The sequence below is a fragment of the Pseudomonas lalkuanensis genome (assembly GCF_008807375.1).
GTDB classification, from domain to species: Bacteria; Pseudomonadota; Gammaproteobacteria; order Pseudomonadales; family Pseudomonadaceae; genus Metapseudomonas; species Metapseudomonas lalkuanensis.
The window spans coordinates 5,453,185-5,477,328 of the sequence record NZ_CP043311.1; the positions used below are offsets into that span (position 1 = coordinate 5,453,185).

A 24,144-nucleotide genomic window follows, 5' to 3' on the forward strand; every position below is an offset into this window, starting at 1 on the left:
ATTACACCTTGGCGACGTGCGGACGGCCCAGCAGGCCCTGGGGACGGAAGATCAGGATCAGCACCAGCAGCGAGAAGCTGAACACGTCCTTGTAGTCGGTATTCACCATGCCGGAGAACTGCGCTTCGGCGATCCCGAGGATGATGCCGCCGAGCATGGCGCCGGGCAGCGAGCCGATGCCTCCGAGCACCGCGGCGGTGAACGCCTTGATGCCGATGATGAAGCCTGCGTAGAAGTCGAAGGTGCCGTAGTTCATGGTGATCAGCACGCCGGCCAGGGCAGCCATGGCAGCGCCGATGACGAACACGTAGGAGATGACCCGGTCGGTGTTGATACCGAGGATCGACGCCATCTTGCGGTCCTGCTGGGTGGCGCGGCACATGCGGCCGAGCTTGGTGCGCTGGATGATGTAGGTCAGCACCGCCATGCCGATGAAGGCCGCCACCAGGATGAATACCTTGGTGTAGGTGAGCTGCACGAAGCCATCACCGATATGGAACTTCAACGCACCGTCGAGCAGGGTGGGCACGCCTTGCTGGCGGGCGCCCTGGCTGAGCTGCACGTAGTTCTGCAGGATCAGCGACATGCCGATGGCGGAGATCAGGGGCGCCAGGCGGGTGGAGTTGCGCAGCGGCTTGTAGGCGATGCGCTCGATCACGAAGCCGTACACGCCGGTCACCGCAATGGTGAACAGCAGGGTGCCGAGGATCAGCAGCGGGAAGGATTCGAGCCCGAAGAAGGCCAGGATGGCCAGGGTGATCGCGGCGATGTAGGCGGAGATCATGTACACCTCGCCGTGGGCGAAGTTGATCATGCCGATGATGCCGTAAACCATGGTGTAGCCGATGGCGATCAGACCGTAGACCGACCCGAGGGTCAGCCCGTTGATCAGCTGTTGCAGGATAATACCGTCCATCACTCTGTCTCGTCTTTTGGGGGTCCGGCCTTGGGTTCGGCCAGCTCCCGCGAGTGGAATCAGACGGGCACCACTGAAAAACCATGTCAAATCGAGCGGTTCCCCGCCCGGCTCAAGCAGAAAAGGACTTCAGCAGTTTCCCGGAATACACCGACCGGCCAGATGCGGGTGGCATCTGGCCGGTCAGCCGAGCTAACGGTTCGCGCTCCGCGTGGGGCGCGAGCCGGTTATCACTGCTGGGCGTATTTACCCTTGTCGTCCCACTCGTAGATCACGTAGTCGGAGACTTTCAGGTCGCCCTTGGCATCCCATTCCTTTTTGCCCATCACGGTCTGCACCGGATGGCCCTTCAGCCATTCGGAAGCCTTGGCCGGATCGTTGGAACCGGCGCCATTGAAGCCGGCAGCCAGGGCTTGCAGGGTCGCGTAGGCGTACAGGGTATAGCCCTCCGGCTCGAAGCCACCGGCGCGGAACTTCTCGATCACGGCCTTGCCGTCGGCGATCTTGCGCGGGTCGGCGCCGAAGGTCATCAGCACACCCTTGGTGTACTGCGGGCCGCCGGCGGTGGTGACCAGTTCGTCGGTGACGATGCCGTCGCCGGAGAGGAACTTGGCGGTCAGGCCCTGCTCACGCATCTGGCGAACCAGCGGGCCGGCTTCCGGGTGCAGGCCACCGAAGTAGACGACTTCGGCACCGGAGGCACGAATCTTGGTGACCAGGGCGTTGAAGTCCTTCTCGCCGCGGGTCAGGCCTTCGTACAGGACTTCCTTCACGCCGCGCTTGGCCAGCTGCGCCTTGGTGGCATCGGCCAGGCCCTGACCGTAGGTGTCCTTGTCGTGGATGATGGCGACCTTGGTGGCCTTCAGCACGTCGACGATGTAGTCACCGGCCACGATACCCTGCTGGTCGTCACGGCCGCACATGCGGAACATGCCGGACAGGCCGCGCTCGGTCACCGCCGGGTTGGTCGAGCCGGGGGTCATGGCGATGATGCCCGCTTCGTCATAGACCTCGGAAGCAGGGATGGTGGAGGAGGAGCAGAAGTGACCGACAACGGCGATGGCCTTGTCCTGGTCGACGAGACGGTTGGCAACGGCCACGGCCTGTTTCGGCTCGCAGGCGTCGTCGGCTTTCACCAGTTTGATCTTCTCGCCGTTGATACCACCGGCGGCGTTGAGGTCTTCGGCGGCCTGGGAGGCGCCGCGCCAGTATTGTTCCCCGAAAGAGGCGTTCGCGCCGGTGTGCGGCCCGGCTACGCCAATGACTACATCAGCCTGTACTACGGAAGAAATGCCCAGTGCGGTGGTAACCGCCAGAGCCAGAAAGCCTTTTCTGAAAATCTTCTGCGACATGGAGTTTTGCTCCTGAGGTTTTTAGGGTTAGCGCTCGTGTTCAGCAAGTGGCGTGCCATTAATTCTTGTAGTTGCTCCGCGCCCTGAAAGGCTTTTCCCACCTCCTAGGTTTATTATTTTTATTCTTTAAAATCAGTAACTTCCAAATCGCTTCAAGAAAACCCGGGACAGGCCTGGAAGCCGCACAGCATCAAGGTGCCAGCACGTGCGGTAACAATAGACTCGCGGTACCCATTTGCACATCGCTGGTGCGCGAATTTTCCCACTCCGCACTGTTACTGCCCCGCTCTGGACTCCCCCAATCCTGCAAGAAACAACCCTGCGCCTCATAGCTGTGCAGTGCAACTTTTTTGCGACTTGCATCACGGCCCCAATGCCCAGTCAGAGCTTTTCGCAGGGTGAAGATCGCATTTCATTTCCCCCGTTCGATGCTGCCCCGAACGCCCAGGGTGGACCGGTGAAGCGTGGTCCGCCCTACTCCAATCTTCCCTTCCTGCTAGATCACCACGCGCAGGCACTGCCCCGCGTGATAGAGCGAGAAACCCGCTTCGTAGAGCGAACTCCGGAGCCCCACCGCGGACACCGCGCGCATCGGCTGGAAGGGCATCGGCAACACCGTTTCATCCCCGCTCAGAAGGTAATCGGCGAAGGCCTTGCCCACCACGCTGCCGGTGGTCACGCCGCGGCCGTTGTAGCCGGTGAAGGCAAGCAGACCGGGCGCCGGCTCGTAGAGCCGCATCAGGTGGTCGGGGGTGAAATCGATGCAGCCGGTCCAGGTGAATTCCCAGTCCACCTTGCCCAGATACGGGAAGTAGTGGCGCTGGATGCGATCGGCCCAGGCGCGCAGGAACCAGGCCGGCTTGCGCGAGCCGTTGCCCAGGCTGCCGAGCAGCAGGCGGCCGGCGGCGTCGCGGCGGATGCTGCTGAGTACCTGGCGGGTATCCCAGGAACCCTGGCCGCCCGGCAGGATCCGCGCGGCGGCCTCGCCCGACAGCGGCGTGGAGGCCACCTGGTAGTAGAAACCGGGGAAGAAATGGCGGCGCAGTTCGGTCCACTCGCCTTCGGTGTAGGCGTTGGAGGCGATCACCACCTGCGGGGCGATGGCCACGCCGTGTTCGCCGACCACGCACCAGTTTGCGCCCTGGCGTTCCAGCCGCAGCACGGGGGAATGTTCGAAGAGCTGGCCGCCGAGGTACTTCACCGCGCGGGCCAGGCCACGGGTGTAGCCCATGGGGTTGAGGGTGCCGGCGCGGCGGTCGAGCAGCGCGGCGGCGATCTTGTCGGTGCCGGTGGCTTCGCGGCAGGCGGCGCCGGTCAGCAGCTCGACCGGCGCACCACGGCGCTGCCACTGCTCGCAGCGACTGGCGAGGTCTGCCTGGCCACGGGCGTTGTGGGCCATGTGCAGAGTGCCTTCGCGGCGCAACTGGCAGTCGATGTCGTAGCGGTCCACCAGGGAAAACACCAGCGACGGCGCGGCCCCCAGGGTGCGATTGAGGCGCTCGCCGACGGTGTGGCCGAGGCCGGCTTCGATCTCATCCGGCGGAATCCACATGCCGGCGTTGACCAGCCCGACGTTGCGCCCGGAACCGCCATGGCCGGCGGTGTGGGCCTCCAGCAGGCAGACGCGCTTGCCCGCCTCCAGCAGGTGCAATGCGGCGGAGAGGCCGGTGAAACCGGCCCCGATCACGCAGACATCGACCTTGACCTCGCCGTGCAGCACAGGGCTTTCCGGCAATTGTGGCGTCAGATATTCCCAGAGGCATTCCTGGCGCAGGCTCATCGATAGCAGTCCTTAGGGCCGGAACCCACTCAGTCGAAGGTGATGCCCTGGGCCAGCGGCAGTTCGTGGGAATAGTTCACGGTGTTGGTCTGACGGCGCATGTAGGCCTTCCAGGAATCCGAGCCGGATTCGCGGCCGCCACCGGTTTCCTTCTCGCCACCGAAGGCGCCACCGATCTCCGCACCGCTCGGGCCGATGTTGACGTTGGCGATGCCGCAGTCGCTGCCCACCGCCGACTGGAACAGCTCGGCTTCGCGCACATCAGTGGTGAACACGCAGGACGACAGGCCCTGGGGCACCGCATTGTTGAGGGCGACGGCGTCCGCGAAATCGCTGTAGCCGATCACGTAGAGAATCGGGGCGAAGGTCTCGTGGCAGACCACCGCGCTCTGGCCCGGCATTTCGACGATGGCCGGGGACACGTAGTAGGCGTTCGGGAACTGCCCTTCGAGCTGGCGTTCACCGCCGAATACCTTGCCGCCTTCGGCACGGGCCTGTTCCAGGGCGCGCTGCATGCCGTCGAAGCTCTGATTGTCGATCAGCGGGCCGATCAGGTTGCCTTCCAGCGGATGGCCGATGCGCACCCTGGAATAGGCCGCCTTCAGGCGCTCGACGATCTCGGCCTTCACCGACTCGTGGGCGATCAGGCGGCGCAGGGTGGTGCAGCGCTGGCCGGCGGTACCGACGGCGCTGAAGAGAATGGCGCGCACCGCCAGATCGAGGTCGGCGCTGGGGGTGAGGATCATGGCATTGTTGCCGCCCAGCTCCAGCACGCTGCGGGCGAAACGGGCCGCCACACGGGGGGCCACTTCGCGGCCCATGCGGGTGCTGCCGGTGGCGCTGACCAGGGCCACGCGCGAGTCGTCCACCAGGGCTTCGCCGGCTTCGCGGGCGCCGATCACCACCTGGCAGAGATGGGCCGGTGCTTCGCTGAAATTCTTCGCCACGCGCTCGAACAACGCCTGGCAGGCCAGGGCGGTGAGCGGGGTCTTTTCCGAGGGTTTCCAGACCACCGGGTTGCCGCAGACCAGCGCCAGCGCGGCGTTCCAGGACCAGACGGCGACCGGGAAGTTGAAGGCGCTGATCACACCGACCACGCCCAGCGGATGCCAGGTCTCGCGCATATGGTGGCCGGGGCGTTCGGAGGCGATGGTCAGGCCGTAGAGCTGGCGAGACAGACCGACGGCGAAGTCGCAGATGTCGATCATTTCCTGCACTTCACCCAGGCCTTCCTGGGTGATCTTGCCGGCTTCCCAGGACACCAGTTCGCCCAGCTCGGCCTTGTACTGGCGCAGCACTTCGCCGTACTGGCGGATCAGCTCGCCGCGACGCGGCGCCGGCACCTTGCGCCAGGCCTGGAAGGCATCGGCGGCGCGGGCGATCTTCGCCTCGACTTCGGCCCGACCTTCCAGGCGCACGGTGCCGATGCGGCTGCCGTCGATGGGGGAGTGAACGGCGTGATCGCCTTGCTGGTAAAGGGACGAATCGACACCAAGACGGTCAAGCAGTGCGGCAACCATGGGGAACTCCTGTCACAAAAGAGGTGGCGCCATACCCGTATTCACCAGCGCGCTGGCTCCTACCGGTCGGGCCGAGTCGGAATGGCACCAGTAATAGCTGCGAAAAGGGCTTGCCAACAAACGACCTTTCCGACACATATCATTCCGTTAATTCATGATCCGGCCCGTCACGAGAACCCCCGATGCTCAAACGCCACATGCCCTCGATCACCGCCCTGCAATGCTTCGAGGCAGTGGCCCGGCACCTCAGCTTCACCCGAGCGTCCGAGGAGCTGAGCCTGACCCAGAGCGCGGTGAGCAAACAGGTGGCGCAGCTGGAAGAGCTGCTCCAGCACCTGCTGTTCCGCCGTGTGCGCCGGCGCCTGCAACTGACCCCGGCCGGCTCGCTGTACCTGACCGAGGTGCGCAAGATCCTCGCCCAGGTGGAGATGTCCACCCACTACATGCTGTCCTACGGCGGCGATACCGAAGTGCTGCGGGTGGCCACGCCGCCGACCTTCGGTGCGCGCTGGCTGATTCCGCGCCTGAAGGGCTGGCGCCTGCGCCATCCGAACATCCACCTGGACCTGCGCAACGAACTGGAACCGAACGCCCTGGTCCAGGGCCGCAGCGACGTGGCCTTCTACTTCGGCCATGGTGCCCTGCCCGGCGCCGAGTGCATCCGCCTGTTCAGCGAGGAAGTGGTGCCGGTCTGCGCGCCAGGTGCGATGCCCAGGACGCCCTTCACCGAACCGACCCAGCTCACCGACCTGGTGCTGCTGCAGAACGCCACTCGCCCCGAGGCCTGGCACGAGTGGTTCCAGAGCCAGGACCGGCACACCGAGCACAGCTACCACGGGCCGCGCTTCGACACCTCCTACATGTGCATCCGCGCTGCCCAGGCCGGCTGCGGCGTAGCCTTGCTGCCGCGCTTCCTGGTGGAAGAGGAACTGGAGGAAGGCAAGCTGGTGATCCCCTGGGACCACCCCCTGCCCAGCCGCAATGCCTATTACCTGGCCTACCCCGAGCACGCGGCGGAAGTGCCGAAGGTGAAGGACTTCGTGCGCTGGATGCTGGAGCAGTTGGAGCGGGAACCGCTGTGACAGGATCACGACGGCCTTCTTTTCTGTGGGAGCGAATGCTGGAGCGCCTCGCGCTTCAGGAAAAAACGGAATGAACCCGCCGGTTTTTTTCGTTTGCCCCGCCGCCGCCGGGCTGCTTGGATAGGCTCATCTTTCCTTGAACCCGGAATCGTTCCATGTCCGCCAACGAACGCCTGTTTGCCCTGGTCGCCAGCGTGATCGGTGAACCCGCCGCCCGCTGGGTCGAAACCCACGTGGAAGTCCCTGCAGGCCTGTCCGCATTCCCCTTCAGCGAAACCGTCGTGCATCGCGCCTGGCTGGCCGAGGCGCTGAACCTCTGCCTGTTCCATAAACTGGTGGAAGCGGTCCCCATAGGCCGTACCTATGTTGAAGAACAGCGGACCAAGGGCCGCCAGGTGGTGTTCGATCACGGCGCCATCCGCACCGTCGACTGGCCGGACAACGGCGCCCTGCCCCGTGGCCGCCAGGCGTTCGCCCGCCTGCTGGAACCCCTGGGCTTCGCCGATGTGCGCACCTATCCGCTGACCCGGCTGAAGATGACCGGCTACGCCTACCGGCAGATGGACCTTCCCGAGGACATCGCCCAGTTCTTCGTTTCGGAGCTGCATCCGGGCCGGTTCAGCGAGGGCTTCCAACTGGCCGTGAGCCGTGTGGTGGGCGACAGCCGCGACCCGCTGGACGCCAGCCATAAAGCCATCCTCGACACCCTCTGGCGCCAGCGCCGATGCAACTTCGCCGAAGCCCGGCACCTGCTGCCGGCGCTCTACCGCGCCTTCGACCGCCAGCACGGCGTGGTGCGCGAGCAGGACTACGACCTGCTGCGCGAGGAAAGCGTGGAGATGGCCTGGATTTCCACCGAGGGCAACATGTTCAACCACCTCACCGATCGGGTCGCCGACCTGCAGGCAGTGGTGGACGAGCAGAACGCCAAGGGCCGGCCGATGAAGGCCAGCATCGAGGTCTCGGCATCAGGCCGGGTGATGCAGACCGCCTACCGTGCGGTGCAGGTGCAGCGCGACTTCGTCGATGTCGGCGGACGCGCCGTGCAGCGCGAGGTTCCGGGCTCCTTCGTCGAGTTCATCCAGCGCGAGATCGACCCCGACGATGCGCGCCTGGACCTGAACTTCGACAGCGGCAATGCCCAGGGCATCTTCAAGATGACTGCCGGGAAGCAGGGATAACCCACGAACCTGCAGGAGCGAACTCATTCGCGAAGGGCCGCCAGCGGCCCGTGGTCCCAGGCCGGTTCACGGTTTATCGCGAATGAATTCGCTCCCACAACCTTGCCCACAAAAAGGCCGCTCAATAGAGCGGCCTCTTCGTTACCCCTCGGAGGTCAGTCGACCAGGGCCAGGGTGCCCTTCATCATCGATACGTGGCCGGGGAAGGAGCAGAAGAACTCGTAGCTCTCACCGGCAGCCAGTTTGGCCACATCGAAGGTCACGCTGTCGCTCTCGCCACCTCCGATCATCTTGGTGTGAGCGATGATGCGGGCGTCGTCGGCCTTCAGGTAATCCTTGTCGAGTCCTGCGGTCATGCCTTCGGAGGCAATGGCCGGGGCATCGGCGGTCTTGCTCAGCACCCAGTTGTGACCCATCACGTTCTTGGCCAGCTTGCCGACGTGCTTGAGGTTCACGGTGAAGGTCTTGCAACTCTTGCTGACCTTGATCTCTTTGGTATCGAAAGTCATCTGATCGGTGGCCTGCACATCCACGGTACATTCAGCAGCCAGCAGAGGTGCACTGGCCAGGGCCAACACGGATGCAACGACGAGCTTGCGAATCATGGGAGTCTCCTTGGCAGAAAGGGCAGAAATGCCCCAGAAGGGAGACTGCCCTATTCGCCAGCGAGTTCCCATGACCTGCGGCAACGGGCCGCAATCCTGAAAACAGGGAAGTTCATACCCCATGCTGTCGTTCTTCATCGCCGCCATGCTCCTCGGATTCGTGTTCAATGCCGCGCCCGGCGCGGTCTTCAGCGAGACCCTGCGGCGCGGCCTGCGGGATGGTTACCGGCCCGCGCTGATGGTCCAGATCGGCTCCCTGGTGGGCGACGCCACCTGGGCTGCCCTGGGCCTCACCGGCCTGGCCCTGCTGCTGGACAGCGCCACCGTGCGCTACCCCCTGACCATCGCCAGCGCCCTGTACCTCGCCTGGCTGGGGCTGCAATCCCTGCGCGACGCCCATCGCCCGCCACAGCCTTCGCCCGAGGATGGCGGCGCCACGGGCGGCGCCTTTGCCTCGGGGGCGGCGCTGTCGCTGACCAATCCGCAGAACATCGTCTACTGGGCCGCCATGGGCGGGGCCATGGCAGCCGTTGGCGTAGCCGAGCCGACGCCCACTCACCTGGCGGTGTTCTTCGGTGGTTTCATGCTGTCGTCGCTGCTCTGGTGCTTCATCTGCGCCGGCCTGGTGGACTGGTTCCGCCGCGCCGCGTCCACGCTCTGGCACCGGGTCACTTACCTCGCCTGCGGCCTCTGCCTGCTGGCCCTTTCGGGGATGACGGCGGCGGAGCTGATGAAGATCGCCTGAGCTATCGGAGCGATCGAAACAAACTAAGGGCGGGTGGTCGGGACGGCGTCCTAGCATGGCGCCATCCATTCACAAGGAGATGCACCATGGACTTCCTGCAAAGCCTGCTCGCCGCCTATGCCGCCGGGGCTTGTGGCGCATCCGCCGAGTAATCGCGCGCCCTACCGTTCGGAAGCTGACTAGTCGAACAGCTTGGAGCCCGAGGACGAAGCCGGTACTCTTGCGCGCTTTTTTCGCACCAGGAGTCCTCCATGTCCTTGCGTTCCGTCTGCGTGTTCTGCGGTGCCAGCCCCGGCGCCAAGCCGATCTACCGTGAGGCAGCCGCCCTCCTGGGCCACACCCTGGCCGAACGCGGCATCACCCTGGTCTACGGTGGTGGTGCAGTGGGTCTGATGGGCACCGTGGCCGACGCGGCGCTGGCCGCCGGTGGCGAGGTCATCGGGGTGATTCCGCAGAGCCTGATGGACGCCGAAATCGGCCACAAGGGCCTGACCCGCCTGGAAGTGGTCGACGGCATGCACGCACGCAAGGCCCGCATGGCCGAGCTGTCCGATGCCTTCATCGCCCTGCCCGGGGGCCTGGGCACCCTGGAAGAACTGTTCGAAGTCTGGACCTGGGGCCAGCTCGGCTACCACAGCAAGCCGCTGGGCCTGCTGGAAGTGAACAGCTTCTACGACAAGCTCACCGACTTCCTCGACCACCTGGTGGAAGAGCGCTTCGTCCGCGACCAGCACCGCGGCATGCTGCAGGTCGGCGGCCACCCGGAAACCCTGCTGGACCGCCTGGAAGCCTGGCGTCCGTCCAGCGCGCCCAAGTGGGTAGATCGCAAGCCACACTGACCGCCCCCCCGTCCCGGCCTTACACTGTCCGGGACGAACCCCCGGGGTCAGGAGTGATCGATGGCGGACGACGAACGGATCAAGGTCTACTACAACAGCGCCTGCCCGGTGTGCAAAGCCGGCATCGAAGGCCAGAAGGGCAAGACCACCGCCTGCCAGGTGGAATGGGCCGATGTCCACCAGGACAACAGCGCGGTGGAAGAAATCGGCGAGGACCTGGAATACGTCCGCGAGCGCCTGCACCTGCTGGACGAACGGGGTGTCAAGCGCATGGGGATGGACGCCTTCATCGTGCTCTGGCGCCATTCGCCACGGGAACGCTGGAAAGCCCGGCTGTTCTCCCTGCCGTTGATCCACGGCCTCTCGCAACTCGCCTACAAGGCCTTCGCCCGCGCGCTCTATCGCTGGAACCGGGCCAAGCACCACTGGTGACATGGATGACCGCTGCAATCGAAACCCTGACCGCCCTTTCCCCTGTCGACCGCCAGCGCCTGGTCGACGTCTGGGAAGGCGCCGTGCGCGCCACCCACCACTTCCTCAGCGAGGATGACATCCAGTTCTTCAGGCCCCTGGTGCGCGATGCCTACCTGGACTCGGTGCGCCTGGCCTGCCTGCGGGGCGCCGACGGCCAGATCGCCGGCTTCATCGGCACGGTCGAGGACAAGGTGGAAATGCTCTTCGTCGACCCGGCGCAGCATGGCCGGGGCATCGGCCGCGCCCTGATGGACCACGCCCTGGCCCTGGGCGCGCAATCCGTGGATGTGAACGAACAGAACCCGCAGGCGGTGGGTTTCTACCTGCGCCTGGGATTCGTCCAGCATGGCCGCTCGGAAGTGGATGGCGCGGGCAAGCCGTTTCCGATCCTGCATCTGCGCAAGGACTGAGCGGGCTTCCCTCTCCCCAACCCTCTCCCGGAGGGAGAGGGGGCGGATGGTGCCAAAGTTGATCTGAGCGCGTTTCCTGTAGGGGCGAATTCATTCGCCAAGCAGGCCGAAGGCCTGCCCGAGATCACCCCTGCGGCTGTTGCACGATGATGGTCTGCGCCGGCATGGGTGCCGGGAAGTCCGCGCCCAGGGCCTCCTTGATCACCCGGTTGGTATCGAAATAGACCTGCCAGTAGTTGTCGTTGTGGCAGTAAGGTCGTACCGCCAGCACCGGCCCCACCAGGTTGAACTCGAGGATTTCCACATCCACCGGCGGCTCGGCCAGCACATTGGGGATGGCGGCGATGCGCTGCTTGAGCAGTGCCGCGGCGGCCTGCCAATCGGCGGCGCCGGAGAGCTGGGCCTTCAGTTCCACGCGCCGGAAGTCGTTGTGGCTGAAGTTCTGGATGGTGTCGCTGAAGATCTTGTTGTTGCCCACCAGGGTCATCACGTTGTCCGGGGTGTTGATGGACGTGGCGAACAGGCCGATCTCCTTCACGGTACCGGTCACGCCGCCGGCGCTGATGAAGTCACCCACCTTGAACGGCCGCAGGACGATGATGAAGCCGCCCGCCGCCAGGTTGGCCAGCAGGCCCGACCAGGCCATGCCGATGGCCAGGCCGACCGCCGCGATCAGCGCCGCGAGGCTGGTGGTCTGGATGCCGAAGTACCCGAGGATGCCCACCACCAGGAGGATGTTCAGGGTGACGGTGATGAAGGATCCGACATAACGCAGCACTGTCGGGTCGACTTTCTGCCGCTCCAGGGATCGCTGGACCAGTCCGACCGCGAATCCGATGAGCCAGCGGCCGACCACCCAGAAGGCAATGGCAGCGAGAATCTTGACGCCGAAGGTGGTGGCGTACTGCATGACCGTGGTCATGAACGCGCTGACCTTCTCGGTCCCCACATTGACGATGGTTGTTTCATCCATGGCGAAGCACCTTGCAGGAGAGAAGTGGCCCCGAAAAAGCTAGCACGGCGCCGGCAAAGTGCTCGCGGCAACGGCCCGCGCGCTTTTCGTAGGTTGGGCTGAGGTACGAAGCCCAACCCGACGGAGCCCCGCCTGAGGCACCGCCGCTGGGTCTCGATTCGCTCGGCACCGACCTGCAAGCGCGGCGGGAGCGTCAGATAGCGAGCTCCCAGAGCGGCATGACGGTGACACGGACTTCCGGGTCGTGGCTGCCGCCGCCGAGGATGACCCCGCGCAGCGGCGAGACATCGGAGAAGTCGCGGCCCCAGGCCAGGGTGATGTGTTCCAGGTTCGGCAGGATGTTGTTGGTGGGGTCGAAGTCCACCCAGCCATTGCGCGGGCAGTACACCGAGACCCAGGCGTGGGAGGCGTCGGCGCCGATCAGGCGCGGCTGGCCGGGGGGCGGCTGGGTCAGCAGGTAGCCACTGACGTAGCGCGCCGCCAGCCCCCGTGACCGCAGGCAGGCGAGCATCAGGTGGGCGAAGTCCTGGCAGACGCCACGCCGCCGCTCCAGCACCTCGGTCAGCGGCGTCGCCACCTGGGTGGCCTCGGCGTCGAAGGAAAACTCGCTGAAGATCTTTTCCATCAGCGCCGCCGCGCCCTGCAACAGCGGCCGTCCGGCAGGGAAACAACCGGCTCCGAACTCGCTGAACTGGCGCTTGATGCGCACATAGGGCGACTCCACCCGGTAGCGGCAGGCTTCCAGCTCCAGGGAGGATAAGGCACGGCCGCTGAAGGCCAGGCTCGCCGGCACCTGTTCCCAGGCCGGCGAGGCAGCCAGGTCCACCGGCCCGTGGGGCAACACCTCGACCTGCAGGCGGGCGTTCACCTGCAGTTCATCGTGGGGCCGTTCGAAGGCCAGGCGCGTCAGCGGGTTGCCGAAAACATCCGTGAGGTCCTGGCGCAGGGTGGGCTCGGGGTTGATCAGCAGCTCCTGGCCGCTGCACAGCTGCCAGGGGCATTCGCGCGGCCAGAGGTGCACCAGTTGCTGGGACAGGGACACCGGCGCCGAATAGCGGTAGTGGGTGTCGTGGAACACCTGGTAGCGGGCGCCCTGCACGGGGGCGATGGATTGGGCTTGCGCACGCATCAGGTGGATACCGTTTGCTGGCTGACGTCATCGACGTGGGCAAAATAGCGCAATCCGAGGCGGTCGGAGACCTGTCCGACGTTCTGCGCGATCTCCCGCAACAGCCCCGCCAGCCCGGCAAGCACCTCAGCCACGCTTTCGCTGCCGAACAGCGGGTCCTCCAGGGTGGCCAGGTCGAAGGCCAGCAGGCGCCCGATCAGGCCACTCAGCACCAGCTCCTGGGGTGCGCCGAACTCCTGGTGCAGGCGTCCCAGGGAGCGCTCCAGGGCTTGCAGCTGGAAGCGCAGGGCGTGGGGGTTCTGTTCGTGCAGCAACAGCAGGTCGAGCACCGGGATCAGCTGCGGCGAGGCGAGGTAGCGCGAGCGGTAGGTGATGGTGCTGTTGCCCAGTTCCAGCAGCCACTCCAGGGCAACCGGGTCCCAGGCGGCGCCGCCCTCGAGGAAGCCGGCGATGGCCTCGGCGTAGAACTGCACGCGCTCGATGCGGCGGCCGATCATCAGGAAGCGCCAGCCATCGTCGCGGGTCATGTCGTCGAGGGCGAAGCCGGACAGCGCGGCCAGGGACATCAGCAGGCGGTTGAGGAATTCCAGGGCTTCGCCCAGATCGGTGCGCTTCGGGTCCAGGGCCAGGGCATCGCGGTTCAGCTCCAGCACTGCATGCCAGTTCTCCCGCGACAGCCGCCCACGCACCTGGGCCGCGGCCCAGTGCAGACGGCGCAGGTTGGCGCTGACGCTGCTCGGCCACTCTTCGTCCAGCAGGGCCGCCAGCAGGCGCTGCTCCAGCGGCTGGTGACCGCGCGGCACCAGGCCAACGGCGCTGGCCAGGCCCAGGGCCGATTGCAGGGCCTGCTCGTCGCCGTCGGCGTCCACATAGCGCGACAGCACTACCCGCAGCAGGCGTGCGCCGTCGTCGCAGCGCTCGCCGTAGCGGCCGAACCAGTAGAGGTTTTCCACCACCCGCGAGGGCAGGTACGGGTCCTGGCGGATCAGGTCACGTGCGCCGAGGGAACGCGGACGCAAGGGTTCGCCCACCACCGGCAGATCGGCCAGTACCCAGGTGTCCTTGCTGGCACCGCCACGCTGCATGGACACCACTTCGGCGTCGGCCGCCGAGGCCACCCGGGTCAGGCCGCCGGGCATCACCCAGTAGCGGCCGTCGCTGCCGGCCACGGCGAAGACGCGCATGCCGATGGCCCGCGACTGCAGTTCACCCTTCTGCTCGTCGCCCTGCCAGACCGGCGCCTGGGACAGCTGCGCCATGCGCTGGGCGACGTAGGCATGGGGATGGGCCTGGAGGCGCTTGCGCAGGGCCTGCAGCGCGCCATCGTGCAAGGCATGGCCGAACAACGGCTCGAAGCTCTGGCTGGGAAAGGCAGGCTTGAATACCAGCCCGCCCAGGCCCTGCAACGACTTCTCCAGCAATTGCCCCTGGCCGCACCACCAGGTGCCCAGGGTAGGCAGCAGGAGGTCTTCCCCGAGCAGGCGCTGGCCGACCTTCGGCAGGAAGCCGAGCAACCCCGGCGACTCCAGCACGCCGCTGCCCAGGGCATTGGCCACCAGCACCCGCCCCTGGCGCGCCGCATCCAGCAGGCCGGGCACACCCAAGGCGGAATCGGTGCGCAGTTCCAGGGGGTCGCAGTAATCATCGTCGAGGCGGCGCAGCACGGCGTGGACGCGTTTCAGGCCGCCAAGGGTCTTGAGGTAGAGGGTGGCGTCGCGCACCGTCAGGTCGTGGCCTTCCACCAGCGGGAAGCCCAATTGGCGGGCCAGGTAGAGGTGTTCGAAATAGGTTTCGTTGAAGCGTCCGGGCGTCAGCAATACCACCAGCGGCGTCTCGCCATCGCTGGGTGCCTGGCGGATCAGGGTTTCCTGCAGGGTGCGGAAGTAGCCTGCCAGGTACTGCACGCGCAGGTCGCGATAGAGCTCCGGCAAGGCCCGGGAGACGATCTGCCGGTTCTCCAGGGCGTAACCGGCACCGGACGGCGCCTGGGTGCGGTCGGCCAGTACGTGCCAGCGACCGTCGGCATCGCGCGCCAGGTCCACCGCGTAGCTGTGCAGGAAGATGCCACCAGCCGGCTGCACGCCCTGGCAGGGCCAGAGGAAATTGGGGTGGCCATAGACCAGCTCGCTGGGCAGCAGCCCTTCGGCCAGCAGGCGCTGTTCACCATAGAGATCGGCCAGCACGGCATTGAGCAGGCGCGCGCGCTGGGCCACGCCGGCGGCGATGGGCTGCCACTCCTCCGCCGAGAGCAGATTGGGCAGCAGGTCCAGCTCCCAGGGGCGATCAGTGCCCTTGGGGTCGGCGTAGACGTTATAGGTAACGCCGTTTTCCTGGATCTGCCGCACCAGCAGGTCCTGGCGCTGCAGCATCTGCGCCGGGCTGCTGCGTTCCAACTGCTGGAACAGGCGCTGCCAATGGGGGCGCACCCGGCCCTCGGCATCCAGCAGTTCGTGGTAGGCCGTGGCGGTCAGGGGGTAGTTGGCTAGCAGCTCGGACATCAACAGGCTCGGCAGAAGGGCAGCAGGGAAACTTTAGCGGACGGCGCGGCGCCCGGCCGCTGCATCGGCGACCGGGGCGCTCCGTGCGTCCACCTAGCGGCGGCGCAGGTCCAGGGTCATGGGCAGTTCGTCGTCGACCACAGGGGCGGCGACCTGCAGCTTGCCCGGCGTGTGCCCGTGGCGGAAGAAGCGTGCCAGGCGGCGGCTCTCGGCCTCGTAGGCGTTCACCGGAAAGCTGTCGTAACTGCGCCCGCCGGGATGGGCCACATGGTACTGGCAGCCGCCCAGGGAGCGCTGCATCCAGGTGTCCACCAGGTCGAACACCAGGGGCGCCTGCACGCCAATGGTGGGCTGCAGGCAGGACGCCGGCTGCCAGGCGCGGTAGCGCACCCCGGCGATGAACTCGCCCACCCGCCCGGTGGGCCGCAGCGGCACCGGTTCGCCATTACAGGTGAGTACATAGCGGTCCTGCGCCATGCCGCTGACCTTGACCTGCACCCGCTCCAGGGACGAATCCACAAAGCGCACGGTTCCGCCGGCAGCGCCCTCCTCCCCCAGCACATGCCAGGGCTCCAGGGCCTGGCGCAATTCCAGGTCGATGCCCTTCACCTGGTAGTCGCCATATTTCGGGAAGCGGAACTCGAAGTGCGGGGCGAACCACTCGCTGCGCAATGGATAGCCGGCAGCATTGAACTCATGGACCACGTCGTCGAAGTCCTGCTGGACGAAGTGCGGCAGCAGGAAGCGGTCGTGCAGCTCGGTGCCCCAGCGCACCAGCTTCGCCGGTTGGTAGGGCTCGTTCCAGAAGCGCGCCACCATCCCGCGCAGCAGCAGTTGCTGGGCCAGGCTCATGCGCGCATGGGGTGGCATCTCGAAGGCGCGCAGCTCCAGCAGGCCGAGGCGGCCTGTGCTGCTGTCGGGCGAGTAGAGCTTGTCGATGCAGAATTCCGCACGGTGGGTGTTGCCGCTGACATCCACCAGCAGGTTGCGCAGCAGGCGATCCACCAGCCAGGGCGGGCAATCCGTGCCAGGCTCGGGCATCTGCCGGAAGGCGATTTCCAGCTCGTAGAGGGCATCGTTGCGCGCCTCGTCCACCCGTGGCGCCTGGGAGGTGGGGCCGATGAACAGGCCGGAGAAGAGGTAGGACAGCGACGGATGGTTGTGCCAGTAGCTGATCAGGCTGCGCAGCAGGTCCGGCCGGCGCAGGAAGGGCGAGTCCGCCGGCGTGGCACCGCCGAGGACGAAGTGGTTGCCGCCGCCGGTGCCGACGTGGCGGCCGTCGACCATGAATTTCTCGCTGGAAAGGCGGCTCTGCCGCGCGGCGTCGTAGAGGAATTCGGTGCGCTCCACCAGTTCGTCCCAGTTGGCCGAGGGGTGGATGTTCACTTCGATCACACCCGGATCGGGAGTGACGCGGAAGTTGGTCAGGCGCGGGTCGCCGGGCGGCTCGTAGCCTTCAAGCAGCACCGGGCACTCCAGCTCGCCCGCCGTGGCTTCGATGGCGGCCACCAGTTCCAGGTAGGCCTCCAGCTCGGACAACGGCGGCATGAACAGGTAGAGCCGACCTTCGCGGGGTTCGGCACAGAGCGCGGTGCGAGTGATGCCGGCGGCGGACTCCTGCATGCCGGGCGCACGGGGCTCGCCAGCACGCGCGGGGGCGCCGTCGCGCAACTGCTGGCGGATCAGCGCGGCGTGGCGCAATGGCGGAAATTGCTGGCTCGGGTCGGCCGGGTTCACGTAGGGGTAGTCCGCCTCGCTGACCCAGGGCTGGGAGTCCAGCGGCAGGCGATAACCCATCGGCGAGTCGCCGGGGATCAGCCGGCAGTGTTCATCGCGGAGGAACCAGCGACCGCTTTCCCAGCCATCGCCCGCCGCGCTGCGCGCCAGCGGCAGGATCTGCCCCACCACTTCTCCCAGGCCGCGCTCGAACACCCGGCGCAGGCGCTCACGCTCCAGCGGGTCGGCGAGGCGGGCGTCTTCCGGCGTGACGTTGGCGGGCAGCTTGCGCTCGCGCCAGAGGTAGTAGAACCAGTCCTCGAAGGCCGGGAACTGATTGTCCCCCGGCACGCCCAGCCGGCTGGCCACGCGGCTGAGGAAGCGCGCCGCAAGGCGGGTATCGGCGCCGTAGCTGCGGCCTTCATCGGCGTAGAGGGCTTGGTCCTGCCAGATGGGTTCGCCATCCTTGCGCCAGTAGCAGTTCAACGACCAGCGCGGCAGCTGTTCACCGGGATACCACTTGCCCTGGCCGAAGTGCACCAGGCCGTGAGGCGCGTAGTGCCTGCGCAGGCGATGGAACAGGTCAGCGGCCAGACGGCGCTTGTTCGGCCCAAGGGCGGCGGTGTTCCACTCCGGGTCGTCGGGATAGTCGATGGCGATGAAGGTGGGCTCGCCGCCCATGGTCAGGCGCACATCGCCCGCGACGAGGTCGGCGTCGATGCGCGCGCCCAGTTCGCGGATGGCCTGCCATTGCTCCTCGCTGTAGGGCCGTGTCACCCGTGGGGCTTCCCAGACCCGCTCGACACGCATGTCGTGGGAAAACTCGCACTCGCTTTCATCCACCGCACCGCTGATGGGCGCCGCCGAGGAGGGCTCCGGGCTGCAGGCCAGCGGGATGTGGCCTTCACCCGCGAACAGGCCGGATGTCGGGTCGAGGCCGACCCAGCCTGCGCCTGGCAGGTAGACCTCGCACCAGGCGTGCAGGTCGGTGAAATCCACTTCGGTGCCGCTGGGGCCATCGAGGGACTTCTGGTCTGCGGTGAGCTGGATCAGGTACCCCGAGACGAAGCGCGCCGCCAGGCCCAGGTGGCGTAGCAGCTGCACCAGCAGCCAGGCCGAATCGCGGCAGGAGCCGGAGGCCAGCTCCAGGCTTTTCTCCGGCGTCTGCACGCCGGGTTCCATGCGGATCAGGTAACGGATATCCCGCGACAGCTGCTGGTTGAGCGCCACCAGGAAATCCACCGTGCCCTTGGGCGTGAGGTCGATGCGGCCGAGGTAGTCGGCGAACAGCGGCGTGGCCGGCAGGCGGCTGAGATAGGGCGCCAGCTCGCGCTGGTCGTCAGCCGTGTAGCGGAAGGGGAACTGGTCGGCGATTGGTTCGAGGAAGAAGTCGAAGGGGTTGAACACCGCCATCTCGGCAACCAGGTCCACTTCGACCTTCATCTCGCGGGTCTTGTCCGGGAACACCAGGCGCGCCAGGTAGTTGCCCTGGGGGTCCTGCTGCCAGTTGATGAAGTGTTTGCCTGGCGACACCTTCAGCGAATAGCCGAGGACGCGCGTGCGGCTGTGGGGTGCCGGGCGCAGGCGGATGATCTGCGGACCGAGGTTGACCTCACGATCGTAGCGATAGTGGGTGACGTGATGCAGTGCGACATGGATCGACACGGCGTGCCTCCTGCGAGCCTGGGCGATGACGGGAGTCGCGCAAGACTTGTGCCAGCCCCCGAACCACGGATTTCGGCCCTTCCGAGCACCGGAAAAGGGCCTCCTTCGCACCCGGATGACCCGGCCGCACAAAAATGGTTCGCGGCGGGCCAGCAGGTGAGACTCAAGCCTAGCGGTCGAAGATGAAGGAGAAGGGAACTCGCATCGGGCTGGTTAGGCCGATTGGATATAAGTCCCGACGGGACCTGCAGGAGCGAATTCATTCGCGATGCAGGCCAACGGCCTGCCATTGAGGTCAGAGGCCGCTCCGCGGCCATTCGCGAATGAACTCGCTCCCACAAAAAGCCTGGGCTGCTCAGCAGCCACCCGGCAAGCCGGCAATCCAGCGCGTCAGCAACTCCAGCCCTTCGCGGTGGGCGGTGGAACGTCCCAGCTCGGGCATCATCACGCTGGGGTCGGTGCTTTCCACGCGGTAGATCAGCACGGAGGCGTCTGGCTGGCCGGGGTGAATATCCACCCGGCGGTCGCCGGAGCCCTTGCCCGCCGCCACCGGCTGCTTGCACAGGCCGAACGGGATGCCGAGCGGTGTGGCCGGATCGAGGTAGAGGCCGGAAGTGCGCGCCGGCCCCATGGGGTTGTGGCAGTGGGAGCAGTTGATGTCGAGGTAGCTGCGCGCCTGCCGCTCCAGGTTTTCGCCCTTGCGCGGCGCGCTCGCCAGGGCGTTGCGCGGGATGCCTTCAGGCGCCGGCAGTCCCTGCAGCAGTCCCTGGCGCTGCCAGCGTTGCAGCTGGTTATCCACAGCGTCCGGATAGGCCAGGTCCCGGTTCAGATGACGGGCCTTGGGCCCCAGCGGCTGCACACCTGCGCCATGGCGCTCCTCGTGGCAGCCCGCGCACTGGTTGGCATCGGGCACCTGGTAGTCCACCGCCAGGCTGCCGCCCTGCCCCTCCTGCAGTTCCAGCGCCACGCTGGCGCCGGTCCATTCCAGGGTCGCCTCCTGCTGCGCCTCGTCCCACACATAGGGCAACGCCACCCAGCCCTGCCGCTGGCGCAGCAGCACGCGAGTCTCGACCAGTTTCACCTTCGCGAGGTCCAGCCCCTTGGCCGGGTCGCGGTCATCCGTGGCGTTCTTCAGCAAGCGGCCCCGTTCGTCCTTCGGGTAGTAGAAGGTCTTGGTCAGCACGGTGCCGACGGGAAAGTCGATGCGTTCCTCGCCATAGCGTGCTGCCTGCCCCGCCGGCATCCAGAGGGTGCGCAGCTTGTGGGCGTAGTCGCTGAACAACGGCGTATTGAGGTCGTAGGCCAGGGCTTCGGCGGCCGGCCCCAGGTGGCCATCGGCGCGCTTCAGCATGCCCCAGCCGCTGAGTTTTTCCGGATAGGCCTCGCCCTCCGGCAGATAGAGTGGTTCGGCCTGCTGGCCACAACCAGCCAGCAGGAACGCCAGGCAGATGGCGAGCCTCATGAACCCTCGTTCTCCGCGACGCTGGCCAGCACCACTTCCGGCAGCGGTGGCAGCTTGCAGCGATGGGGGCCCATGTCGGTGCTGATGTTCTTGAAGTTGTTCGGCCCATCGACATTGACCAGGGTGGCCGCGCCGTTGTCGACGCAGATGCCCAGCTCCGCCGGCAGCTTGCCGTCCACCAGCCGGGCCGGATTCACGTAGCCGTCCCAGAGGATGTCCGGCAGGCGGCCATCGAGGCCGAACCGGGCGATCTTCAGGGCCTTCAGCTCGAGGTGGTCAGGATTGTCGCCAGCGGGGCCGAAGCGGTTGCCGTGGATGGCGACGCGTTCCGGGTAGGGATCGAAGTCCTTCGTGGTGGAGAGGTCGCTGTAGCCAGTGCTGAAGTAGCTGCTGACGATGACGTTGGCCGTGCGGTGGTTGCCGATGTCGTTGTCGAAGATTTCCACATCGTCGTTGGAGTTGATCACCACGCCGGAGCCGGCCGGCACGCTGGCTACCGGGGTGCCCTTGTGGCCGAAGTTGTCGTGGTTGTTGCCCTCCACCTTGTTACGGTAGATGCGCGTGCCGTGCCCCGGCTGCTGCAGGTTGGGCATGTTGAACACCAGGATGCCGCCGGTATTGCCGGTGGCGACGTTGTCGTGGACGTCGGCGCCGATGGTGTTCTCGATCTCGATGCCGGCGACGTTGCGTTCGGCGCGGCTGTTGCGCACCACCACGTTGCGCGACTGGCCGACGTAGATGCCGGCGTCGGACGCACCAATGGCCACCGCGCCTTCGATCAGGGTGTTCTCCGTCTGCACCGGGTAGATGCCATAGGCGCCGTTCGCGGTGGCCGGGCCGTTGGTCCATTCGGTGCGCACATTGCGGATGACGATGTTCCGCCCGCCGACCACCTTGAGGGCGTCGCCCTTGCTGTCTTCCAGGGCGAGGTCTTCGATGGTGAAGTCCGAGGCGTCCACCAGCAGCCCTTCGGCGCCGGCCTTCTGACCCTTGAAGTTGAGGATGGTCTTGTCCATGCCGGCACCTTTGAGGGTCACGCCGCTGACCTTGAGGCTGAGGCCCCGGTCCAGTTGCCAGGTGCCGGCAGGTAGTTCGATGACGGTGCCGGGTTTGGCCTTGATCAGGCGGGTTTGCAGGTCCTTCTGGAAATCGGCATGGGTAACGGGGGATTCGGCCTGTTCGCCGCAGCCGGCAAGCAGGAGGGCGAGGGCCAGGAGCGAGACGGGGCGCATGGGACAGTACCGGGTTCCTCTTACGATTTTGGCACTATAGTTCCACCCCTCATCTTGTAGGAAGAAGCCGACAGACGACCGTGCAGGAGCGAGCCAGCGGCTCGGTCGTTCGCGAGCGGAGCTCTCTCCTGCAAGAACCACGGATACGAAAACGCCAGCCCGAAGGCTGGCGTTTTCATCAGCGCGGCGCCACTGGCCGCTTGGCCGGTTTCTTCTTGCCGCCGCCCTTGCCGCCGGCGGCCTGGTTTTCCGCCTGCTTGCGGGCGAAGGCCGCAGCCTTGGCCTGTTCGCGCTTGTCCCAGGGCTTGCTGCCGTCGCTGGCGCGGGGCGGCAGGCCGGTGTGCTGGGTGAGCATCTTGCCGGCGGCGCCGACCTTCTTGCTGCCGGCCGGGGTGGAGTTCTTGCGACGGGCGCTGTGGTACTCGTCGCTGGCAGGCTGGTGGGTCGGGATCAGTTGGTTCTTGCCGTTGCCGATCAGGTCGCCACGGCCCATGCGCTCCAGGGCCTCGCGCAGCATCGGCCAGTTCTTCGGATCGTGGTAGCGCAGGAAGGCCTTGTGCAGGCGGCGCTGCTCCTCGCTCTTGACGATCTTCACCCCTTCGCTCTTGTAGGTGACCTTGCGCAGCGGGTTCTTGCCCGAGTGGTACATGGCGGTGGCACTGGCCATGGGCGACGGGTAGAAGGCCTGCACCTGGTCGGCGCGGAAGCCGTTGCGCTTGAGCCACAGGGCGAGGTTCATCATGTCCTCGTCCGTGGTGCCGGGGTGTGCGGCGATGAAGTACGGGATGAGGTACTGCTCCTTGCCCGCTTCCTTCGAGTACTTCTCGAACATCTGCTTGAAGCGGTCATAGGTGCCGATGCCGGGCTTCATCATCTTGTTCAGCGGCCCGTCCTCGGTGTGCTCCGGGGCGATCTTCAGGTAGCCGCCGACGTGGTGGGTCACCAGTTCCTTGACGTACTCGGGCGACTCCACGGCCAGGTCGTAGCGCAGGCCGGAGGCGATGAGGATCTTCTTCACGCCCGGCAGGTCGCGGGCACGGCGGTAGAGCTGGATCAATGCCGAGTGATCGGTGTTGAGGTTCTCGCAGATGCCCGGCCACACGCAGGAGGGCTTGCGGCAGTGCTTCTCGATCTCCGAGCTCTTGCAGGCGATCCGGTACATGTTGGCGGTTGGGCCGCCCAGGTCGGAAATCACGCCGGTGAAGCCAGGCACCTTGTCACGGATTTCCTCGATCTCGCGGATGATCGACTCTTCCGAACGGTTCTGGATGATGCGGCCTTCGTGCTCGGTGATGGAGCAGAAGGTACAGCCGCCGAAGCAGCCGCGCATGATGTTCACCGAGAAGCGGATCATCTCGTAGGCCGGGATCTTCTCCTTGCCGTACGCCGGATGCGGGACACGCGCGTAGGGCATGCCGAAGACGTAGTCCATCTCCTCGGTCGTCATCGGGATGGGCGGCGCGTTGAACCACACGTCCACATCGCCATGGCGCTGCACCAGCGCACGGGCGTTGCCGGGGTTGGTCTCCAGGTGCAGCACGCGGTTGGCGTGGGCGTAGAGCACCGGGTCGTTGCGCACCTTCTCGAAGGACGGCAGGCGAATCACGGTCTTGTCGCGGGTCAGGCGCGGGTTGGGCAGGAGCTGCACCACCTTGGCCTCGTTCGGGTCCTCAAGCGGGCCCTTCTCCTGCTCGATGGCGCAGGCCTGGAGGTCCTGGGTGTTGACGTAGGGGTTGATGATCTTGTCGATCTTGCCCGGACGGTCGATGCGGGTGGAGTCGATCTCGAACCAGTCGGACGGGGTGTCGCGGCGAATGAAGGCGGTGCCGCGCACGTCGGTGATGGTGTCGATGGTTTCGCCCCAGGACAGGCGCTGGGCGATCTCGACCACGGCGCGCTCGGCGTTGCCGTAGAGGAGGATGTCGGCGGTGGCATCCATGAGGATGGAGCGGCGCACCTTGTCCTGCCAGTAGTCGTAGTGAGCGATGCGGCGCAGCGAGGCCTCGATGCCGCCCAGCACCACCGGGACATGGGTGTAGGCTTCCTTGCAGCGCTGGCTGTAGACCAGGCTGGCGCGGTCCGGGCGCTTGCCGGCGACGCCACCGGGGGTATAGGCGTCGTCGGAGCGGATCTTCTTGTCCGCGGTGTAGCGGTTGATCATCGAGTCCATGTTGCCCGCGGCCACGCCGAAGAACAGGTTCGGCGCACCGAGCTTCATGAAGTCGTCTTTCGAGCGCCAGTCCGGCTGGGCGATGATGCCCACGCGGAAGCCCTGGGCTTCCAGCAGGCGGCCGATGATGGCCATGCCGAAGGACGGATGGTCGACGTAGGCATCGCCGGTCACGATGATGATGTCGCACGAATCCCAGCCGAGCTGATCCATCTCTTCCCGGCTCATCGGCAGGAAGGGTGCGGGACCGAAACACTCGGCCCAGTACTTCGGATAGTCGAACAGCGGCTTCGCAGCTTGCATATTTTTTGACCAGCGGGCTTTTTTACGGGGCGCGGAATATAGCACAAAATTTGAGCAAATCCGACGCTGACACTCGGTTTCTTCAGGGGCCG

18 protein-coding genes are annotated in these 24,144 nt (G+C 66.1%); 6 read left to right on the forward strand and 12 right to left on the reverse strand.

From position 1 onward, the window contains the following. Window position 1: 1 nt before the first annotated feature. From FXN65_RS25200 to amaB, 4 genes are all read right to left on the reverse strand, one after another. Window positions 2-916, reverse strand: coding sequence for an ABC transporter permease subunit (locus FXN65_RS25200; RefSeq protein ID WP_151137543.1), 915 nt, complete (start codon window positions 914-916; stop codon window positions 2-4). 230 nt (window positions 917-1,146) lie between these two features. Next, on the reverse strand, window positions 1,147-2,268 hold the full coding sequence (locus tag FXN65_RS25205; protein WP_151137545.1) for a branched-chain amino acid ABC transporter substrate-binding protein: 1,122 nt from the start codon (window positions 2,266-2,268) through the stop codon (window positions 1,147-1,149). Window positions 2,269-2,764: 496 nt separating this feature from the next. Continuing rightward, complete coding sequence (gene amaA / locus FXN65_RS25210) at window positions 2,765-4,048, reverse strand: L-pipecolate oxidase (protein ID WP_151137547.1); 1,284 nt, start codon at window positions 4,046-4,048, stop codon at window positions 2,765-2,767. 29 nt (window positions 4,049-4,077) lie between these two features. Further along, window positions 4,078-5,568, reverse strand: coding sequence for an L-piperidine-6-carboxylate dehydrogenase (gene amaB, locus FXN65_RS25215; RefSeq protein ID WP_151137549.1), 1,491 nt, complete (start codon window positions 5,566-5,568; stop codon window positions 4,078-4,080). Between the two features lie 182 nt (window positions 5,569-5,750). On the opposite strand from amaB, the gene FXN65_RS25220 reads away from it, so the two are divergent. Together FXN65_RS25220 and FXN65_RS25225 are read left to right on the forward strand one after the other, a co-directional pair. Then, window positions 5,751-6,650, forward strand: a complete 900-nt coding sequence (locus tag FXN65_RS25220; protein WP_151137551.1) for a LysR family transcriptional regulator — start codon at window positions 5,751-5,753, stop codon at window positions 6,648-6,650. A gap of 155 nt (window positions 6,651-6,805) precedes the next feature. Continuing rightward, window positions 6,806-7,831, forward strand: a complete 1,026-nt coding sequence (locus tag FXN65_RS25225) for a DUF1338 domain-containing protein (RefSeq protein ID WP_151137553.1) — start codon at window positions 6,806-6,808, stop codon at window positions 7,829-7,831. Window positions 7,832-7,986: 155 nt separating this feature from the next. Here the strand turns inward: FXN65_RS25225 and azu are convergent, their stop codons facing one another. Beyond that, entirely contained in the window at window positions 7,987-8,436 is a 450-nt protein-coding gene (gene azu, locus FXN65_RS25230; RefSeq protein ID WP_151137555.1) for an azurin, read from the reverse strand. 121 nt (window positions 8,437-8,557) lie between these two features. On the opposite strand from azu, the gene FXN65_RS25235 reads away from it, so the two are divergent. From FXN65_RS25235 to FXN65_RS25250, 4 genes are all read left to right on the forward strand, one after another. Next, window positions 8,558-9,181, forward strand: coding sequence for a LysE family transporter (locus FXN65_RS25235; RefSeq protein WP_151137557.1), 624 nt, complete (start codon window positions 8,558-8,560; stop codon window positions 9,179-9,181). Between the two features lie 251 nt (window positions 9,182-9,432). Beyond that, window positions 9,433-10,020 carry an LOG family protein gene (locus tag FXN65_RS25240; RefSeq protein WP_151137559.1) on the forward strand — a complete coding sequence of 196 codons (588 nt, stop codon included), beginning with the start codon at window positions 9,433-9,435 and terminating at the stop codon, window positions 10,018-10,020. Between the two features lie 60 nt (window positions 10,021-10,080). Further along, on the forward strand, window positions 10,081-10,452 hold the full coding sequence (locus FXN65_RS25245) for a thiol-disulfide oxidoreductase DCC family protein (RefSeq protein ID WP_151137561.1): 372 nt from the start codon (window positions 10,081-10,083) through the stop codon (window positions 10,450-10,452). A 5-nt stretch (window positions 10,453-10,457) separates the two neighbouring features. Then, window positions 10,458-10,904 (forward strand): GNAT family N-acetyltransferase, encoded by a 447-nt coding sequence (locus FXN65_RS25250; protein WP_151137563.1) that lies wholly within the window; start codon window positions 10,458-10,460, stop codon window positions 10,902-10,904. A 124-nt stretch (window positions 10,905-11,028) separates the two neighbouring features. On the opposite strand, the gene FXN65_RS25255 is transcribed toward FXN65_RS25250, so the two are convergent. The 7 genes from FXN65_RS25255 to FXN65_RS25285 form a co-directional block, all read right to left on the reverse strand. Next, window positions 11,029-11,877 (reverse strand): mechanosensitive ion channel family protein, encoded by an 849-nt coding sequence (locus FXN65_RS25255; protein ID WP_151137565.1) that lies wholly within the window; start codon window positions 11,875-11,877, stop codon window positions 11,029-11,031. A gap of 193 nt (window positions 11,878-12,070) precedes the next feature. Continuing rightward, window positions 12,071-13,006, reverse strand: coding sequence for a transglutaminase family protein (locus FXN65_RS25260; protein WP_151137567.1), 936 nt, complete (start codon window positions 13,004-13,006; stop codon window positions 12,071-12,073). Next, on the reverse strand, window positions 13,006-15,504 hold the full coding sequence (locus tag FXN65_RS25265) for a circularly permuted type 2 ATP-grasp protein (RefSeq protein WP_151137569.1): 2,499 nt from the start codon (window positions 15,502-15,504) through the stop codon (window positions 13,006-13,008). The genes FXN65_RS25260 and FXN65_RS25265 overlap by 1 nt, the downstream gene beginning before the upstream one ends. Before the next feature lie 93 nt (window positions 15,505-15,597). Continuing rightward, window positions 15,598-18,885 (reverse strand): transglutaminase family protein, encoded by a 3,288-nt coding sequence (locus FXN65_RS25270; protein WP_151137571.1) that lies wholly within the window; start codon window positions 18,883-18,885, stop codon window positions 15,598-15,600. A 355-nt stretch (window positions 18,886-19,240) separates the two neighbouring features. Next, window positions 19,241-20,347: an SO2930 family diheme c-type cytochrome gene (locus FXN65_RS25275; RefSeq protein WP_151137573.1), complete on the reverse strand. Its 1,107-nt coding sequence runs from the start codon at window positions 20,345-20,347 to the stop codon at window positions 19,241-19,243. Further along, the gene (locus FXN65_RS25280; RefSeq protein WP_151137574.1) at window positions 20,344-21,579 is read right to left on the reverse strand and encodes a parallel beta-helix domain-containing protein; all 1,236 of its coding nucleotides are present in this window, start codon (window positions 21,577-21,579) and stop codon (window positions 20,344-20,346) included. The genes FXN65_RS25275 and FXN65_RS25280 overlap by 4 nt, the downstream gene beginning before the upstream one ends. A 178-nt stretch (window positions 21,580-21,757) precedes the next feature. After that, window positions 21,758-24,052: a YgiQ family radical SAM protein gene (locus FXN65_RS25285; protein WP_151137576.1), complete on the reverse strand. Its 2,295-nt coding sequence runs from the start codon at window positions 24,050-24,052 to the stop codon at window positions 21,758-21,760. Window positions 24,053-24,144 lie beyond the last annotated feature (92 nt).

Coding starts and splice junctions, on each gene's coding strand:
- FXN65_RS25220 (WP_151137551.1), top strand. CDS start 5,751: ATGCTCAAACGCCACATGCCCTCGATCACCGCCCTGCAATGCTTCGAG.
- FXN65_RS25260 (WP_151137567.1), bottom strand. CDS start 13,006: ATGCGTGCGCAAGCCCAATCCATCGCCCCCGTGCAGGGCGCCCGCTAC.
- FXN65_RS25205 (WP_151137545.1), bottom strand. CDS start 2,268: ATGTCGCAGAAGATTTTCAGAAAAGGCTTTCTGGCTCTGGCGGTTACC.
- FXN65_RS25245 (WP_151137561.1), top strand. CDS start 10,081: ATGGCGGACGACGAACGGATCAAGGTCTACTACAACAGCGCCTGCCCG.
- FXN65_RS25240 (WP_151137559.1), top strand. CDS start 9,433: ATGTCCTTGCGTTCCGTCTGCGTGTTCTGCGGTGCCAGCCCCGGCGCC.
- FXN65_RS25235 (WP_151137557.1), top strand. CDS start 8,558: ATGCTGTCGTTCTTCATCGCCGCCATGCTCCTCGGATTCGTGTTCAAT.
- FXN65_RS25200 (WP_151137543.1), bottom strand. CDS start 916: ATGGACGGTATTATCCTGCAACAGCTGATCAACGGGCTGACCCTCGGG.
- FXN65_RS25250 (WP_151137563.1), top strand. CDS start 10,458: ATGACCGCTGCAATCGAAACCCTGACCGCCCTTTCCCCTGTCGACCGC.
- FXN65_RS25225 (WP_151137553.1), top strand. CDS start 6,806: ATGTCCGCCAACGAACGCCTGTTTGCCCTGGTCGCCAGCGTGATCGGT.
- amaB (WP_151137549.1), bottom strand. CDS start 5,568: ATGGTTGCCGCACTGCTTGACCGTCTTGGTGTCGATTCGTCCCTTTAC.
- amaA (WP_151137547.1), bottom strand. CDS start 4,048: ATGAGCCTGCGCCAGGAATGCCTCTGGGAATATCTGACGCCACAATTG.
- FXN65_RS25265 (WP_151137569.1), bottom strand. CDS start 15,504: ATGTCCGAGCTGCTAGCCAACTACCCCCTGACCGCCACGGCCTACCAC.
- FXN65_RS25255 (WP_151137565.1), bottom strand. CDS start 11,877: ATGGATGAAACAACCATCGTCAATGTGGGGACCGAGAAGGTCAGCGCG.
- FXN65_RS25280 (WP_151137574.1), bottom strand. CDS start 21,579: ATGCGCCCCGTCTCGCTCCTGGCCCTCGCCCTCCTGCTTGCCGGCTGC.
- FXN65_RS25275 (WP_151137573.1), bottom strand. CDS start 20,347: ATGAGGCTCGCCATCTGCCTGGCGTTCCTGCTGGCTGGTTGTGGCCAG.
- FXN65_RS25285 (WP_151137576.1), bottom strand. CDS start 24,052: ATGCAAGCTGCGAAGCCGCTGTTCGACTATCCGAAGTACTGGGCCGAG.
- azu (WP_151137555.1), bottom strand. CDS start 8,436: ATGATTCGCAAGCTCGTCGTTGCATCCGTGTTGGCCCTGGCCAGTGCA.